Source organism: Cellulomonas sp. GTC20042 (assembly GCF_055389595.1).
On record NZ_AP043678.1, the window covers coordinates 2,139,297 to 2,154,145 of the forward strand.

The window sequence follows — 14,849 nt, forward strand, 5'->3', positions numbered from 1 at the left end:
CGCCCGGAGATCGTCTGCCTGTGCGGCTCCGCCCGGTTCGTGGCCGAGATGCGCGCCGCGAACCGCGACCTCACCCTGGCCGGCTGCATCGTGCTCGCGCCGGGCGAGGTGGACGGCCCGGTGACCGCCGCGCAGAAGGTGGTGCTGGACGCCCTGCACCTGCGCAAGATCGACCTGGCCGACCGGGTGCTCGTGGTGGATCCCGGCGGGTACGTCGGCGAGTCCACCCGCCGCGAGATCGCCTACGCCCGCGCCACCGGCACCCCGGTCTCGTTCACCCACCCGGTCTGAGCCGAGCGCCCCCGGTCGCCGGAGCGCTCAGTCCCCCGCGCGCCCGATCAACGCCCCCTCGCCGATCGCCAGCCGGCGGTACTCCCCCGCGCCGCCCAGCCCGCCGACCAGCCGGTCCACCAGGCCGAGCCCGGCCGGCGCCATGATCGCGTCGTGGATCGGCACCGCCAGGCGCGGGTGCACCGCGCGCACGTACTCGACCGCCTCCGCCACCTTCATCCACGGCCCGGCCACCGGGACCAGCAGCACGTCGACGGTCCCCTCCGGCGGGGTGACGAAGGAGTCGCCCGGGTGCAGCAGCGTCCCGTCGACCAGGTAGCCGACGTTCTGCGGCACCGGCGCGTCCGGGTGGATCACGGCGTGCGCGTGCCCGACGCCGCGGATCGTGAAGCCGGCGACCTCCCACTCGTCGCCCTCGTGCGCGACGTGCAGCCGGTCGGTCGGCGCACCGGCCTCGCGGAGCAGCCGCACCGCACCCTCCGGCGCCCACACGTCCAGCGCGGGACGCTCGGCGAGCACCCCGGCGAGCGCGGCCGGGTCGACGTGGTCCGGGTGCTCGTGGGTGATCAGCACCGCGTCGGCGCCGTCCAGCGCCGCGGGGTCGCTGAACGCGCCGGGGTCCAGGACCAGCCGCCGCCCGTCACGCTCGATCCGGACGCAGGCATGTCCCCAGGTGGAGAGGGTGAAGGTCATGGCGCCAGCATCTCTCCGCATCCGCCCCGCGTCGAACCGAGCCGCGCCTCAGCCGATCACCATCACCAGGTCCCCGCCCTGGAGCTGCTGCACCGCGCCCACCGCGAGCCGCTGCACCATCCCGGACACCGGCGTGGTGATGGCCGCCTCCATCTTCATCGCCTCGACGGTGGCCACGGTCTGGCCGGCCTTGACCTTCTGCCCCTCCTGCACCACCGGGGTCACCGCGCCGGAGAACGGCGCCGCGATGTGCCCCGGGGTGTGCGGGTCGGCCCGCTCCGCCGCGGCGGCGTCCACCTCGACCGAGCGGTCGCGGGCACGCACCGGCCGGAGCTGACCGTTCAGGGTGAACATGAGCGTGCGCATGCCCTGCTCGTCGGGCTCGCCGATCGCCTCCAGGCCGATCAGCAGCCGGACGCCGCGCTCCAGCATGACCTCGATCTCCTGCTTGCCGCCGGGGGTGAGCCCGTACAGGTAGGAGGAGGTGTCCAGCACGCGCAGGTTGCCGTAGGCGGCGCGGGCGGTCTCGAAGTCCTTGGTGGGCCCGGGGAACAGCAGGTGGTTGAGCCGCGCGCGCCGCCGCTCGCCGTCGGCGCCGAGCTCGACCAGGTCGTCGGCGGACAGGTCGGCGGGCGCGGGCGGGGCGCCGCGGCCCTTGAGGGCGCGCGTGCGGAACGGCTCCGGCCAGCCGCCGGGCGGGTCGCCGAGCTCGCCGCGCAGGAACCCGACCACCGAGTCCGGCACGTCGTAGCGCTGCGGGTGCTTCGCGAAGTCGTCCGGGTCGGCGTCGACGGCCACCAGGTGCAGGGCGAGGTCGCCGACCACCTTGGAGGACGGGGTGACCTTGACCGGCCGGCCGAGGATGCGGTCGGCGGCGGCGTACATCCGCTCGATCGCCTCGAAGCGGTCGCCGAGGCCGAGCGCGATGGCCTGCTGGCGCAGGTTGGACAGCTGGCCGCCGGGGATCTCGTGCTCGTACACCCGGCCGGTGGGGCCGGGCAGCCCGGACTCGAACGGCCGGTAGAGCCGACGCACCGCCTCCCAGTACGGCTCGAGGTCGGTGACCGCGTCCAGCGAGAGGCCGGTGTCCCGGTCGGTGTGCTCCAGCGCCGCGACCAGCGCGGACATCGACGGCTGGCTGGTGGTGCCGGACATCGGCGCGCTCGCCACGTCCACCGCGTCCACCCCGGCGTCCACGGCGGCGAGCAGCGTGGCGAGCTGGCCACCGGCGGTGTCGTGGGTGTGCAGGTGCACCGGCAGATCGAAGCGTTCCCGCAGCGCGGCGACCAGGGTGGCGGCGGCGCGCGGGCGCAGCAAGCCGGCCATGTCCTTGATCGCGATCACGTGCGCACCCGCCGCCACGACCTGCTCGGCGAGCCGGAGGTAGTAGTCGAGGGTGTAGAGCGTCTCGCCGGGGTCGGCGAGGTTGCCGGTGTAGCAGAGCGCGACCTCGGCCACCGAGCGGTTGGTGGCGCGCACGGCGTCGATCGCCGGCCGCATCTGCTCGACGTCGTTCAGCGCGTCGAAGATCCGGAACACGTCCATGCCGGAGTCCGAGGCCTCCTGCACGAACGCCTCGGTCACCCGGGTCGGGTAGGGCGTGTAGCCGACGGTGTTGCGCCCGCGCAGCAGCATCTGGAGCGCGATCGTCGGGTACAGCTCGCGCAGCCGGTCCAGGCGCACCCACGGGTTCTCGGCGAGGAAGCGCAGCGCGACGTCGTAGGTGGCGCCGCCCCAGGCCTCCAGGCTCCACAGCCCGGGCAGCGTGCGGTTGACCACCGGCGCGGGCGTCAGCAGGTCGTGGCTGCGCACCCGGGTGGCGAGCAGCGACTGGTGCGCGTCGCGGTAGGTGGTGTCGGTGACGGCCACCGAGGTCCGGGCGCGCAGCGCGGCGGCGAAGCCCTCGGGGCCGAGCGCGAGCAGCTGCTGGCGGGTGCCGTCCGGCGCGGGGACGCGCAGGTCGACGGCGGGCAGCTTGTCGGCCGGCTCGACCACCTGGATCGGCGGGCCGTAGGGCCGGTTCACCGTCACGTCGGCGAGGTACTGCAGGATCTTGGTGCCCCGGTCGGCGCTGCTGGTGCTGACCAGCAGCTCGGGGCGCTCGTCGATGAACGAGGTCGCCAGGTCGCCGGCGGCGAACTGCGGGTCCGCCACCACGGCGCGCAGGAACGGGATGTTGGTCCGCACGCCGCGCACCCGGAACTCCGCCAGCGCGCGCCGCGCCCGGTTGACCGCCGTCGGGAAGTCCCTCCCGCGGCAGGTGAGCTTGACCAGCATCGAGTCGAAGTGCCCGCTGATCTCCGAGCCGACGGTGGCCGTGGCGCCGTCCAGCCGCACGCCGGCGCCGCCCGGGGAGCGGTAGGCGAGGATGCGCCCGGTGTCGGGGCGGAAGTGGTCGCCGGGGTCCTCGGTGGTGATCCGGCTCTGCATGGCGAAGCCGTTGACCCGCACGGTGTCCTGGCTGATGCCGAGGTCGGCCAGGGTCTCCCCCGCCGCGATCCGCATCTGCGCCTGCACCAGGTCGACGTCGGTGACCTCCTCGGTCACGGTGTGCTCGACCTGGATCCGGGGGTTCATCTCGATGAACACGTGCTGGCCGGCCCGCTCGCCGACGGTGTCGACCAGGAACTCGACGGTGCCGGCGTTGACGTAGCCGATCGACCGCGCGAAGGCCACGGCGTCCCGGCACAGCGCGTCACGGATCGCCGGATCCAGGTTCGGCGCCGGGGCGATCTCGATCACCTTCTGGTGCCGGCGCTGCACCGAGCAGTCCCGCTCGAACAGGTGCACCACCTCGCCGGTGGCGTCCGCGAGGATCTGCACCTCGATGTGCCGCGGGCGCAGCACCGCCTGCTCCAGGAAGACCGTCGCGTCGCCGAAGGCCGCCTGCGCCTCGCGCATCGCCGCCGCCAGCGCGTCCGGCAGCGCCGCCGGGTCGTCCACCCGACGCATCCCGCGCCCGCCGCCGCCGGCCACCGCCTTGACGAAGATCGGGAAGCCGATCGCCTCGGCCGCCGCCAGCAGCGCGTCCGCGTCGGCCGAGGGCGCCGAGGAGCGCAGCACCGGGATCCCGGCGGCACGCGCCGCCTCGATGGCGTGCACCTTGTGCCCGGCGAGCTCCAGCACCTCCGGCGGCGGGCCGACGAAGGTCAGCCCCGCGGAGGCGGTCGCGCGGGCCAGCTCGGGGTTCTCGGACAGGAAGCCGTAGCCGGGGTAGATCGCGTCGGCGCCGGACTCGACCGCGACCCGCACGATCTCGTCCACGTCGAGGTAGGCCCGCACCGGGTGCCCGACCTCGCCGATCCGGTACGCCTCGTCCGCCTTGAGGCGGTGCTCGGAGGAGCGGTCCTCGTAGGGGAACACCGCGACCGTCCGTGCCCCGAGCTCGTAGGCGGCACGGAACGCCCGCACCGCGATCTCGGCCCTGTTCGCCACCAGCACCTTGTCGAACACCGCTCACCTCTTCCAGGTCGCTCAGCACCGTAGCGCCGCGACGGCACCCGGCGTCGCGGTGTCCGCAGGTTGTCCACAGGGGTTTCGGCCCGGCGGCCCTGTGGACGGCTCGGCGCGGCGTGATTCCGCAACCACGCAGGTCCCGGATACCGTGGCGGGATGCTGGTGCTGGGAGTGTGCTCGCTCAAGGGCGGCGTGGGGAAGACATCCGTGACGCTCGGGCTGGCCTCGGCCGCGCTGGAGCGCGGGCTGCGCACGCTGGTGATCGACCTCGACCCGCAGGCCGACAGCACCCTGGCCCTGGCCACCGGCGAGTCCACCGGCGACGTCGCCGGGCTGCTGGACTCCCCCAGCGTGGAGACCCTGGAGGCGGCGCTCGCGCCGAGCTACTGGGCCGAGGACGGCCTGGACGTGCTGGTGGGCTCCGCAGCCTCCGCGAGGCACGACGCCTACGACGGCTCCTCCGCGGAGGTGGACCGGCTGCGCTACGCCCTGGCCTGGCTGCACGACTACGACCTGGTGCTGGTGGACTGCCCGCCCTCGCTCGGCGGGCTGACCCGCACCGGCCTGACCGCCTGCGACCGCGCGGTGGTCGTCACCGAGCCCGGCCTGTTCTCCGTCACCGCCGTCGGACGCGCGATGCGCACGATCGACGAGCTGCGCCGCGGCCCGGCCGGCCAGCTCCAACCGCTGGGCGTGATCGTCAACCGGGTCAAGGCGCGCTCGATCGAGCAGGCCTTCCGCCTGGAGGAGCTGCAGGGGCTGTACGGCCCGCTGGTGCTCACCCCCTTCGTGCCGGAGCGCGCCGCCCTCCAGCAGGCGCAGGGCGCGGCCCAGCCGGTGCACGCCTGGCCGGGGCAGGGTGCCCGCGAGCTCGGCGAGGTCTTCGAGGCGCTGCTCGACCGCGCCCTCCGCGCTCCGCGCGGCTGATCGGACCCAGCGCGCCGCGCGGCTGAGCCGGTACCTCACGCACGACGACGCCCCCCGCTCCCGGATCACCGGGGGCGAGGGGCGTCGGACGTGTGCGTGCGGGTCAGCCGGCGTTGCGCGCCCGGCGGCGGGCGGCGAGCTCGTCGGTGCCGCTCGCGACCGGGGCGTCGTCCTCGGCGCGCTCGGTGGGCAGTTGGGCCAGCGTGCCCTCGACCTCGCGCCACACACGACCGACGGCGATGCCGAACACGCCCTGACCACCCTGCACCAGGTCGATCACTTCGTCCGCGGAGGTGCACTCGTAGACCGAGGCGCCGTCGGACATCAGGGTGATCTGCGCCAGGTCGTCCACGCCGCGCTCGCGCAGGTGGCCGACGGCGGTGCGGATCTGCTGCAGGGAGACCCCGGTGTCGAGCAGGCGCTTGACGACCTTGAGCACGAGGATGTCGCGGAAGGAGTAGAGCCGCTGGGTGCCGGAGCCGGTGGCCGGGCGGATCGACGCCTCGACCAGGCCGGTGCGAGCCCAGTAGTCCAACTGGCGGTAGGTGATCCCGGCCGCGCGGCAGGCGGTGGGCCCGCGGTAGCCGGTGGTCTGGTCGAGGTCCGGGAGGTCGTCGCCGAACAGGAGGCCCTGCGCGCGCTGCGGGACGCTGCTCGCGTCCGCCGTCTGTTCGGTGCCGCTCACGCCGAGCTCCTCTGTGTCGCGTCCGTGCCGCCGGTGCGGCGTCGGATCGTGCTGATCTGTGAGCAACGCTAGGCCCGCGACCAGGGGTGGTCAACGACCACGCCCACGGCGGTTCTCGGCGTGTCGCGGGCGGCGTGTCTCACCTTCGACCTGAAGTTGAGACCAGGGGCGTCCCCGCAGGTCAGCGCGCCGCCGCTCAGCCGCGCTCGAAGTCGTCCGGCTCCACGCCGTCCAGGAACTCGCGGAACCGCGCCACCTCCTCGTCCGGGTCCCCCACCGGCGCGGCGGGCACGCCGTCCGCCGGTGCCGAGGTCGGTGTCGCCTCCACGCCGACCTCCTCCAGCACCTCGGTCGCGCACATCACCGGGCAGCCCACCCGCACCGCCAGCGCGATGGCGTCCGACGCCCGCGCGTCCACCCGGCGCCCGCCGTCCAGCACCAGCGCCGCGTGGAACACCCCGGCCACCAGCTCGGTGATCTCCACCCGCCCCACGTGCACGTCCAGGGTGCTCAGCACGTCGCGCAGCAGGTCGTGCGTCATCGGGCGCGGCGGCACCACCCCGGCCTGCGCGGTGGCGATCGCCCCGGCCTCCGCGGCACCCACCGCGATCGGCACGATCAGCTCGCCCACCGGCTCGAGCAGCAGCACGACGAGCGCGTCGTCACCGGGGTGGCGACGCACCCCGAGGACCTCGAGCTCCACCAGGTCGTCGTCGTGCATGGCCCCACGCTACGACGGACGTCCCGACCCGTCATCCGGGCCCGCGCGGGGCCCGTGACCAGCACGGTCGTCAGGGCGTGAGATCCGCCACGCCGCCGCGCACCAGCGCCGTGTGCAGGCGGGTGCACAGCTCGCCCACCTCCGCCGCGACCACGCCGGCACGCCCGCGGGCCTCGGGGGTCTGCTGCCCGCGCCACGGCGCGACGACGGCCTCGACCATGTCGATCTGCCGGTCCGCCGCGCTGCGCACGGTGCGCAGGTGCCGGGCGTTGATCCCGTGCTCGGCCAGCGCCGCCGCGGCCAGCACGACGTCCTTCGCCCACGGGTCCAGGTGCCCGGTGGCCGAGGGACGCAGCACGCCCGCCTGCACCAGGTCGGTGACCAGCTGCTCGTCCACGCCGGCGTCCCGGGCCAGCGCCGCGGTGGTGTACCGGGTGGCGCCGTCCTGGTCCGGGACCAGCCGCGCCGCCGGGGCGTCCTCCTGCTCCACGCCGGCGTCCAGCGCGGCCAGGTGCTCGCCGATCACCTTGAGCGGCACGTAGCGGTCCCGCTGCTCGCGCAGCACGTAGCGCAGCCGCTCCAGGTCCGCCGGGCTGTACTGCCGGTAGCCCGAGGGCGTGCGCACCGGCTCGACCAGGCCCTGCTCCTCGAGGAAGCGCAGCTTCGAGGTGGTCACCGCCGGGAACTCCAGGCGCAGCGCGGCCAGCACGTCGGAGATCCGCATGCTCGCGGCACGGGACAGCCCGCGCGGCCACGACCCGGCGACGCCCTCCTCGGCGGTGGCGGCCTGCTGGGGGGCGGACGGCTGGTCCACCCGCGCGGCGGCCGCGCGGGCCGCCGGACGTGCGGCCGTCACGCCTCGGCCGCCGCGGGCCCGTGGTGGGCGGCGGGGCTGGGGTGGAAGGTCATCCGGAACTTGCCGATCTGCACCTCGTCACCGGCACGCAGCACCGCGGAGTCGATCCGCTCGCGGTTCACGTACGTGCCGTTCAGCGAGCCGATGTCCCGCACCAGGAAGTCGTCCAGCTCGCGCACGAACTCGGCGTGCTTGCGGGAGACCGTCACGTCGTCCAGGAAGATGTCGGCGTGCGTCGACCGGCCCGCGACGGTGCGGTCGGCGTCGAGCAGGAACCGCGCGCCCGAGCTCGGCCCGCGCTGCATCACCAGCAGGGCGGAGGTCCGCGGCAGCGCCTGCACGGCGGCGTGCTGCTCCGGCGTGAGCCCGACCGGCGCCTGGGGGTCCGGCTCGATCGCCCCGAGCGAGCCGAAGCTGATCGTCGTGTCCGACGGGTGCGGCGCCGGTACGCCCTCGGGCGCTCCGGACGCCTGCGTGCCCGGCACCTGCTGCTCGTCGTTCATGCCACCTCCTACCGCTCTGACCCGCTCACCCCTGGCCCGACCTGCGCCGGGGGTACCGGACAGCCTATGTGGCCGGAGGCCCTCCGCACACCCCGCTCGGCCCCCGGAACCGCGCCCGACGCGCAGATCGGTCCGGAATGTCCGGATCCCGTCGCGCACGGGCCTGGCCTGCGCGGATGCGGCCGGATCAGCCGGCCTCGGGCACCACGGGGGTGGCGAACTCGGGCTCCGAGGGCGTGCGCGTGGCCGTCACCTGGACCTCGTCGTGCTGCTCGACCGTGGCCGATCCCCCGTCCACCTGCACCTTGGCGATGGCCCCGCCCGGGATGGACAGCGCCGTCGCCATGGTCGACGCGTCGCCGATCGCGATCCACCGGTACGGCGGCGTGAGCACGGTGCCGTCCACCTCGACGCCCTGGTCCGCGGCGATCACGTAGGAGGACGCGGTGAGCCGCAGGTCGCCGAGCTGCACCGCCTCGGCACCGGCGTTGCGCAGCTCCTCCAGCAGGTTGAGCAGGGTCAGCGCGGAGACCTTCCCGGACGGGTCGCTGATCGTCACGGTGATGCCGGGGCCCTCCGCGGGCAGGCGACCGGACAGGATCCCCTGCACGGCGGCGCTGCGGGTGGCGGCCTCCAGCGCCGCCTCGCGGCTGGTCGACCCGGACTGGAGCTCCTGCCGGGTGCGGTCCAGCTGGGCGACCTGCTCCTGCAGCTCGTCGGCCTGCCGGGTGGTCTGGTCGAGCAGGTTCACCAGCTCCGACTCGCGCATGGTCGACAGCGAGTCGGTGCTCGACTGGCTCACCTGCACGGCGATGGCGAAGCCGAGGGCGGCGCACAGCACGCCGGCGAGCACCTGCGCGGGCGTGGCCCGTGGCTGCAGCGTGCGGGCGAGCCGCCGCCAGGGGCCGGTCTCCGGACCGGTGAAGGTCGCCGGCGCCGGGGTCTGCGGGGTGCTCGGCTCCGGCGACCCGCCCGGCTCGACCTCGGTCATGCCTTGAACAGGTGGCGCCGGATCGCCGCCACGTTGGAGAAGATCCGGATGCCGAGCACGACCACCACGCCGGTGGACAGCTGCGAGCCCACGCCGAGCTGGTCGCCGAGGAAGACGATCAGGGCCGCCACCACCACGTTCGACAGGAACGACACCAGGAACACCCGGTCGTCGAAGATCCCGTCCAGCACCGCGCGCAGACCCCCGAACAGGGCGTCCAGCGCGGCCACCACCGCGATCGGCAGGTAGGGCTGCAACCACGCAGGCACGGTCGGGTCGAGGACGAGGCCCCCGACCACGCCCACCAGCAGGCCGATGACGGCGATCACAGCTCCCCCTCGCTCCGAGTGATGTCCGACAGTGTGCCCGACGGCGCGGCGAGACCGGAGGACCCGGACCCGTCGTCGGGCACCGGCTCCACCCCGTCGGGCAGGTGGGCGGAGCGCAGCGTGACGGTCGGCCCGCCCGGCAGCTCCATGTCCTGCTGCGAGGTGATCTGCGTGCGGATCCCGTAGGTGGACTGGAGCACCGCGAGCAGCTGGCCCGCCGTCGTCCGGGCCAGCCGGGTCTGCATGTCCTGCGCGTCGCCGATCGCCTCGACCGTGTACGGGCCGACCAGCGGCACCACGTCCACCAGGATCGCGTCACCGGCGGTGCGGATCGCGGTGGTGCTCGACAGGCGCTCGCCGTTCACGGCCACCGCCTCGGCGCCGGAGGCCCACAGCCCGTTGACGACGATCTGCAGGTCGGAGTCGCGCACCCGCGAGTCCGGGTCGTCCTCGCCCTCCACCGCCGGGGCGTCGGTCAGGGTGATCCGCAGGCCGTCACCGGTGACCGCGGAGGTGCCGGCACGCAGCGAGTCCTCGGCCAGCCGGTCCAGCAGCGGGGAGTCGGCGTCCGACAGCGCCTGCTGCTGGAGCACCGCGATCTGCCCGGTGAGGTCGGTGCTCTCGGTCCGCAGCCGCTCGACCTCGGCGCTGCGCTCGGCGATCTGCTCCGCGAGCACCTGGCGGGCGGCCAGCGCGTCCGGCTGCGGGGCGCGCAGCTCGATCACCGACCAGGTGGTGACCACGCCCAGCGCCACGGCGAGCACGGCGACCGCGACGGTGCTCACCGTCGAGCGTCGCGGCTGCCCGGTGCGCGCACGGCGCTCGGCGGCGGCGCGGTAGCCCGGGTCGAGGGGGTTGCGGATCACCTCGGTCAGCAGCGACATCGAGGCGTCCGGACGACGCGGCGCGGACGTCACGCGACCACCGGTCGCGACTCCTCCGGCTCGTCCGTGCGCCGGTCCTGGCCGCCGAGCAGCACAGCGGCCTGACGCACGTACAGCAGCCCCGCGAACCAGTACAGGGCGATCCCCCACCAGGCGAAGGCCCACCCGAACACGGAGGCGAGGTCACCGGTGATCCCGCCCCAGCGCGCCAGCAGCAGCAGCGGGAAGGCGTAGAGCAGCGCGAAGGTCCCGGCCTTGCCGGCCAGGTGCACCTGCAACGGGCCGTAGCCGTGCCGCGCCAGCACCATGAGCATGACGAGCAGCATGAGCTCGCGGGCCAGCAGCACCCCGACCAGCCACCACGGCACGATGCCGCGGTTCGCGAGCCCGAGCAGCGTCACCAGGATGAACAGGCGGTCCGCGGCGGGGTCGAGCACCTGCCCGAGCCGGGACACCTGGTTGAGGCGTCGCGCGAGCACGCCGTCCAGCCAGTCGCTCGCCCCGGAGCCCGCGAGCACCAGCAGCGCCCACCCGTCGTGCCCCGTCGCGATGAGCCACGCGAACACCGGCACCATCGCGAGCCGCACGATGCTGATCGCGTTGGGCACCGTGACGACGCGGTCGCTGACCACGCCCTGCTCTGCCACCACTGCCCCCGCTTCCGCTCCTGGACCTCGGCACATCCTACGTCCGTGGACCTCGGACCCGGGCGCACCGTCCGCGACGGTGGTTCGCTGGTCCTATGAGCGCGCTGAACGATCCCGCGGCGATCCGTCGACTGCTGGTCGAGCCCGGTACCTGGGCGGTCGTCGGGCTGTCCGCCAACCAGGCCCGCGCGGCCTACGGCGTGGCGGCGGTGGTGCAGGGGCTCGGCCACCGGATCGTGCCGGTGCACCCCCGGGCCGAGACCGTGCACGGCGCCGCGGGCGTGCGCACGATCGCGGAGATCGACGGGCCGGTGGACGTGGTGGACGTCTTCGTGAACGCCGGGCTCGCCGGTGCGGTGGTGGACCAGGCGGTCGCGGCCGGCGCGCGGGCGGTGTGGTTGCAGCTCGGGGTGGTCGACGAGGCCGCGGCGGCGCGGGCGCTGGCGGCGGGGCTGGACGTGGTGATGGACCGGTGCCCGGCGATCGAGGCACGGCGGCTCGGCCTGGGCTGAGGCGGCACCGACCTGCTGTGCGCGACGTCACCCGGGCGGCAGGACCGGTTCCGTGATCGGTGCAGGTAGACTGGTCCTACTCGGAGTCCGTCGCAGAGTCCCGTGTTGTGCGTGCCGGACGCCCCCCTGATGTGAGTGGGCGTCCCGTTGTGTGGGTGTGGGAGTGCGACCGCCGGGTGACCCTCCTGGTCCCCTCACTCCACGACACGAACGGTTCACCATGACCACCCTGCTCGACCCTGCCCTGCCCGAGAACGCCTCCGCGGCGGTCTCGACCCCCGACTCCCCCGCGATCACCTTCGCCGACCTCGACCTGCCGGCCGCCCTGCGCGCCCAGGTCGCCGAGCTCGGCTTCACCACCCCCACCGCGATCCAGGCCGCCGCGATCCCCGCGCTGCTCGGCGGGCGCGACATCACCGGCGTCGCCCAGACCGGCACCGGCAAGACCGCCGCCTTCGGCCTGCCGCTGCTGGCCGCCGTCGACCCCGAGCTGCGCGAGGTGCAGGCGATCGTCCTGGCGCCGACCCGCGAGCTCGCCATGCAGGTCGCCGAGGCGCTGGAGTCCTTCGCCCGCCAGATGCCGGGCCTGACCGTCGTCCCGGTGTACGGCGGCTCGCCGTACCTGCCGCAGCAGCGCGCGCTGCGTGCCGGCGCGCAGGTCGTCGTCGGCACCCCCGGCCGCGTGATCGACCACCTCGACCGCGGCAGCCTGTCGCTCGACTCCGTGCGGTTCCTCGTGCTCGACGAGGCCGACGAGATGCTGCGCATGGGCTTCGTGGACGACGTGGACCGGATCGCCTCGGCCACCCCCGCCGAGAAGCAGGTCGCCCTGTTCTCCGCGACCATGCCCGCCGGCATCCGCCGCGTCGCCGCGCAGCACCTCACCGACCCGGTCGAGATCACCGTCGCCCGGCAGTCGTCCACCGTCTCCAGCGTCCGGCAGACCTACGCCGTGGTGCCGTTCCGGCACAAGGCCGGCGCGCTGGCCCGCGTGCTCGCGATCACCGACGCGGACGCCGCGATCGTGTTCGTGCGCACCCGCAGCGCCGCCGAGGACGTCGCCGTCTCCCTGGTGGAGCGGGGCGTCGCCGCCGCGTACATCTCCGGGGACGTCGCCCAGGCCGACCGCGAGAAGATCGTCGAGCGCGTGCGTTCCGGCGCGATCTCCGTGCTGGTCGCCACCGACGTCGCCGCGCGCGGCCTCGACATCGACCGGATCGGCCTGGTCGTCAACTTCGACGTGCCCGGCGAGCCCGAGGCCTACGTGCACCGCATCGGCCGCACCGGCCGCGCCGGCCGCACCGGCGAGGCGCTGACCTTCGTCACCCCCAACGAGCAGGGCAAGCTGCGCGCGATCGAGCGCACCACCCGCCAGAAGCTCGAGCAGATCCAGATCCCCTCCCCGGTGGACGTCTCCGCGCACCGCGTCCGCACCCTGCTCGGCCGGGTGCCGGAGCGGCACGCGCTGGGCCGCCTGGACCTGTACCGCACCGCGGCCGACGAGTTCCTGGCCGAGCACACCGACCTCGAGGTCGCCGACCTGCTCGCCGTGCTCGCCGCGCTGGCCGTCGGCGACGAGGGCCCCGCGCCCCGCCCGACCACCGGCGACGACCTGGACGACGCGCTGTCCCGCGCGCACCTCGCCCCCGAGCGCGGCGAGCGTCCCGGCTCCGACCGCAACGGCCCCCGCGGCGGTCGCGCCTCCCGCGGCTCCGACTCCGGCGCCCCGCGCTACCGGATCGCCGTCGGCAGCACCCACGGCGTGCAGCCCGGTGCGATCGTCGGCGCGCTGACCAACGAGGGCGGCCTGACCGGCAAGGACCTCGGCAAGATCGACATCTTCGCCACGTTCTCGCTGGTGGAGATCCCGGCCGGCTTGACCCCGGACGCCTTCGACCGGATCGCCCGCGCCCGCGTCGCCGGCCGCCCGCTGCGCATCCGCGTGGACGAGGGCCCGGGCCCGCGCCCCGGCGCCGGCGCCTCCCGCGGTGCCGGCACGCACCACGCCCGCCACGACGGCCCGCGCGACGGGCACCGTGAGGGCGGCTACCGCGGCCAGCGTGACGACCGCCGCGAGGGTGGCTACCGCGGCGGCCAGCGCGACGACCGTCGCGACGGCGGCTACCGCGGCCAGCGCGACGGCGGCTACCGCCCCGCCCGCTGACAGCACCCTCGGCACGCCCCGCGCGCGCGCCGAGTTGTCAAGAATGGTCGCTTCGCGGGCCCGCGAAGCGACGAAAGGTGACAACTCGGCGAGCAGCCGCACCTGCGCGCGCAGCGCGTGCGCGCGGGATCAGGCGCGCGTGTGCTCGTGCAGGGCCTGGACGAACGAGTCGACGTCGGCCTCGGTGGTGTCGAAGGCGCACATCCAGCGCACCTCGCCGGTCGCCCGGTCCCAGTCGTAGAACCTCCGGACCGCGCGCATCCGGTCGGCCACACCCGGGGGCAGCGCGGCGAACACGGCGTTCGCCTCGACCGGCTGGGTGATCCGGACGCCGGGCACCTGCGCGGCACCGGCGGCGAGCCGGGCGGCCATCGCGTTGGCGTGCGCGGCGGAGCGCCGCCACAGGTCGCCCTCGAACAGGGCCACGAGCTGCGCGGAGACGAAGCGCATCTTCGAGGCGAGCTGCATGTCGACCTTGCGCTGGAAGTCGATCCCCGGGGTCGCCTCCGGGTCGAGCACCACGACGGCCTCGCCGAAGAGCGCGCCGTTCTTGGTGCCGCCCAGGCTGACCACGTCCACGCCCACGTCGGTGGTCAGCGCGCGCAGAGGCAGGTCCAGGGCCGCGGCGGCGTTCACCAGGCGGGAGCCGTCCAGGTGCAGGCGCATGCCCAGGGCGTGCGCGTGGTCGGCCAGCGCGCGGATCTGCTCCGGGGCGTAGACCGTGCCGAGCTCGGTGGCCTGGGTGATCGACACGACGCCGGGCTGCGCGCGGTGCTGGTCGCCGAAGCCGTGCGCCTGCCGGTCGACCAGCTCGGGGGTGAGCCGCCCGTCGGGGGTGGGCACGGTGAGCAGCTTGATCCCGCCGACCCGCTCGGGGGCCGCATTCTCGTCGGTGTTGATGTGCGCGGTCTCGGCGCACACCACCGCGCCCCAGCGGGGCAGCATGGTCTGCAGGGCCAGCACGTTGGCGCCGGTGCCGTTGAACACCGGGTAGGCGGTGGCCGTCGGGCCGAAGTGGCCGCGCAGCACCTCCTGCAGGTGCTCGGTGTACACGTCGGCGCCGTAGCCGGGCTGGTGGCCCTCGTTCGCGGCGGCCAGGGCCGCGAGGACCTCGGGGTGCACCCCCGCGTAGTTGTCGGATCCGAGCTCGCGCCTGTCGGGGTCGTGCAGTCTGTCCACCGGTCCAGTCT

15 protein-coding genes are annotated in these 14,849 nt (G+C 74.7%); 4 read left to right on the forward strand and 11 right to left on the reverse strand.

Features of this window, described 5'->3' with window-relative positions:
* The first annotated feature begins 48 nt into the window (after positions 1–48).
* Entirely contained in the window at positions 49–291 is a 243-nt protein-coding gene (locus ACZ5HG_RS10010; RefSeq protein WP_464182139.1) for a hypothetical protein, read from the forward strand.
* A 27-nt stretch (positions 292–318) separates the two neighbouring features.
* Here ACZ5HG_RS10010 and ACZ5HG_RS10015 read toward each other — a convergent pair whose 3' ends face one another.
* Positions 319–984, reverse strand: a complete 666-nt coding sequence (locus ACZ5HG_RS10015; protein ID WP_464175720.1) for an MBL fold metallo-hydrolase — start codon at positions 982–984, stop codon at positions 319–321.
* 48 nt (positions 985–1,032) lie between these two features.
* A complete protein-coding gene (locus ACZ5HG_RS10020; RefSeq protein WP_464175722.1) occupies positions 1,033–4,437 on the reverse strand; it encodes a pyruvate carboxylase in 3,405 nt (1,134 codons plus the stop codon).
* A gap of 159 nt (positions 4,438–4,596) precedes the next feature.
* On the opposite strand from ACZ5HG_RS10020, the gene ACZ5HG_RS10025 reads away from it, so the two are divergent.
* The gene (locus ACZ5HG_RS10025; protein ID WP_464175724.1) at positions 4,597–5,367 is read left to right on the forward strand and encodes a ParA family protein; all 771 of its coding nucleotides are present in this window, start codon (positions 4,597–4,599) and stop codon (positions 5,365–5,367) included.
* 103 nt (positions 5,368–5,470) lie between these two features.
* On the opposite strand, the gene ACZ5HG_RS10030 is transcribed toward ACZ5HG_RS10025, so the two are convergent.
* The 8 genes from ACZ5HG_RS10030 to ACZ5HG_RS10065 all read right to left on the reverse strand — a co-directional run bounded on the left by ACZ5HG_RS10030 (position 5,471) and on the right by ACZ5HG_RS10065 (position 11,019).
* Positions 5,471–6,052 carry a MerR family transcriptional regulator gene (locus ACZ5HG_RS10030; protein WP_464175726.1) on the reverse strand — a complete coding sequence of 194 codons (582 nt, stop codon included), beginning with the start codon at positions 6,050–6,052 and terminating at the stop codon, positions 5,471–5,473.
* Between the two features lie 196 nt (positions 6,053–6,248).
* Positions 6,249–6,773, reverse strand: a complete 525-nt coding sequence (locus ACZ5HG_RS10035) for a bifunctional nuclease family protein (protein ID WP_464175728.1) — start codon at positions 6,771–6,773, stop codon at positions 6,249–6,251.
* A 70-nt stretch (positions 6,774–6,843) separates the two neighbouring features.
* The gene (gene ftsR / locus ACZ5HG_RS10040) at positions 6,844–7,629 is read right to left on the reverse strand and encodes a transcriptional regulator FtsR (protein WP_464175730.1); all 786 of its coding nucleotides are present in this window, start codon (positions 7,627–7,629) and stop codon (positions 6,844–6,846) included.
* Entirely contained in the window at positions 7,626–8,132 is a 507-nt protein-coding gene (locus tag ACZ5HG_RS10045) for an FHA domain-containing protein (protein ID WP_464175732.1), read from the reverse strand. Before ACZ5HG_RS10045 ends, ftsR begins: the two co-directional genes overlap by 4 nt.
* A 187-nt stretch (positions 8,133–8,319) precedes the next feature.
* Positions 8,320–9,123, reverse strand: a complete 804-nt coding sequence (locus ACZ5HG_RS10050; RefSeq protein ID WP_464175734.1) for a DUF881 domain-containing protein — start codon at positions 9,121–9,123, stop codon at positions 8,320–8,322.
* A complete protein-coding gene (locus tag ACZ5HG_RS10055; protein ID WP_464175736.1) occupies positions 9,120–9,452 on the reverse strand; it encodes a small basic family protein in 333 nt (110 codons plus the stop codon). Before ACZ5HG_RS10055 ends, ACZ5HG_RS10050 begins: the two co-directional genes overlap by 4 nt.
* On the reverse strand, positions 9,449–10,369 hold the full coding sequence (locus ACZ5HG_RS10060; protein ID WP_464175738.1) for a DUF881 domain-containing protein: 921 nt from the start codon (positions 10,367–10,369) through the stop codon (positions 9,449–9,451). Before ACZ5HG_RS10060 ends, ACZ5HG_RS10055 begins: the two co-directional genes overlap by 4 nt.
* On the reverse strand, positions 10,366–11,019 hold the full coding sequence (locus ACZ5HG_RS10065; RefSeq protein ID WP_464175740.1) for a CDP-alcohol phosphatidyltransferase family protein: 654 nt from the start codon (positions 11,017–11,019) through the stop codon (positions 10,366–10,368). The genes ACZ5HG_RS10060 and ACZ5HG_RS10065 overlap by 4 nt, the downstream gene beginning before the upstream one ends.
* A gap of 59 nt (positions 11,020–11,078) precedes the next feature.
* Between ACZ5HG_RS10065 and ACZ5HG_RS10070 the strand changes: the two genes are divergently transcribed.
* Positions 11,079–11,495: a CoA-binding protein gene (locus ACZ5HG_RS10070; RefSeq protein ID WP_464175742.1), complete on the forward strand. Its 417-nt coding sequence runs from the start codon at positions 11,079–11,081 to the stop codon at positions 11,493–11,495.
* Positions 11,496–11,715: 220 nt separating this feature from the next.
* Positions 11,716–13,659 carry a DEAD/DEAH box helicase gene (locus ACZ5HG_RS10075; protein ID WP_464175744.1) on the forward strand — a complete coding sequence of 648 codons (1,944 nt, stop codon included), beginning with the start codon at positions 11,716–11,718 and terminating at the stop codon, positions 13,657–13,659.
* 129 nt (positions 13,660–13,788) lie between these two features.
* Here ACZ5HG_RS10075 and ACZ5HG_RS10080 read toward each other — a convergent pair whose 3' ends face one another.
* A complete protein-coding gene (locus ACZ5HG_RS10080; RefSeq protein ID WP_464175746.1) occupies positions 13,789–14,838 on the reverse strand; it encodes a threonine aldolase family protein in 1,050 nt (349 codons plus the stop codon).
* Between the last annotated feature and the right edge of the window lie 11 nt (positions 14,839–14,849).

What these genes read in the sequence shown, in the direction of transcription:
- ACZ5HG_RS10065 (WP_464175740.1), bottom strand. Translation starts at nt 11,019, where the DNA reads ATGTGCCGAGGTCCAGGAGCGGAAGCGGGGGCAGTGGTGGCAGAGCAG.
- ACZ5HG_RS10025 (WP_464175724.1), top strand. Translation starts at nt 4,597, where the DNA reads ATGCTGGTGCTGGGAGTGTGCTCGCTCAAGGGCGGCGTGGGGAAGACA.
- ACZ5HG_RS10010 (WP_464182139.1), top strand. Translation starts at nt 49, where the DNA reads ATGCGCGCCGCGAACCGCGACCTCACCCTGGCCGGCTGCATCGTGCTC.
- ACZ5HG_RS10050 (WP_464175734.1), bottom strand. Translation starts at nt 9,123, where the DNA reads ATGACCGAGGTCGAGCCGGGCGGGTCGCCGGAGCCGAGCACCCCGCAG.
- ACZ5HG_RS10075 (WP_464175744.1), top strand. Translation starts at nt 11,716, where the DNA reads ATGACCACCCTGCTCGACCCTGCCCTGCCCGAGAACGCCTCCGCGGCG.
- ACZ5HG_RS10045 (WP_464175732.1), bottom strand. Translation starts at nt 8,132, where the DNA reads ATGAACGACGAGCAGCAGGTGCCGGGCACGCAGGCGTCCGGAGCGCCC.
- ACZ5HG_RS10035 (WP_464175728.1), bottom strand. Translation starts at nt 6,773, where the DNA reads ATGCACGACGACGACCTGGTGGAGCTCGAGGTCCTCGGGGTGCGTCGC.
- ACZ5HG_RS10015 (WP_464175720.1), bottom strand. Translation starts at nt 984, where the DNA reads ATGACCTTCACCCTCTCCACCTGGGGACATGCCTGCGTCCGGATCGAG.
- ACZ5HG_RS10070 (WP_464175742.1), top strand. Translation starts at nt 11,079, where the DNA reads ATGAGCGCGCTGAACGATCCCGCGGCGATCCGTCGACTGCTGGTCGAG.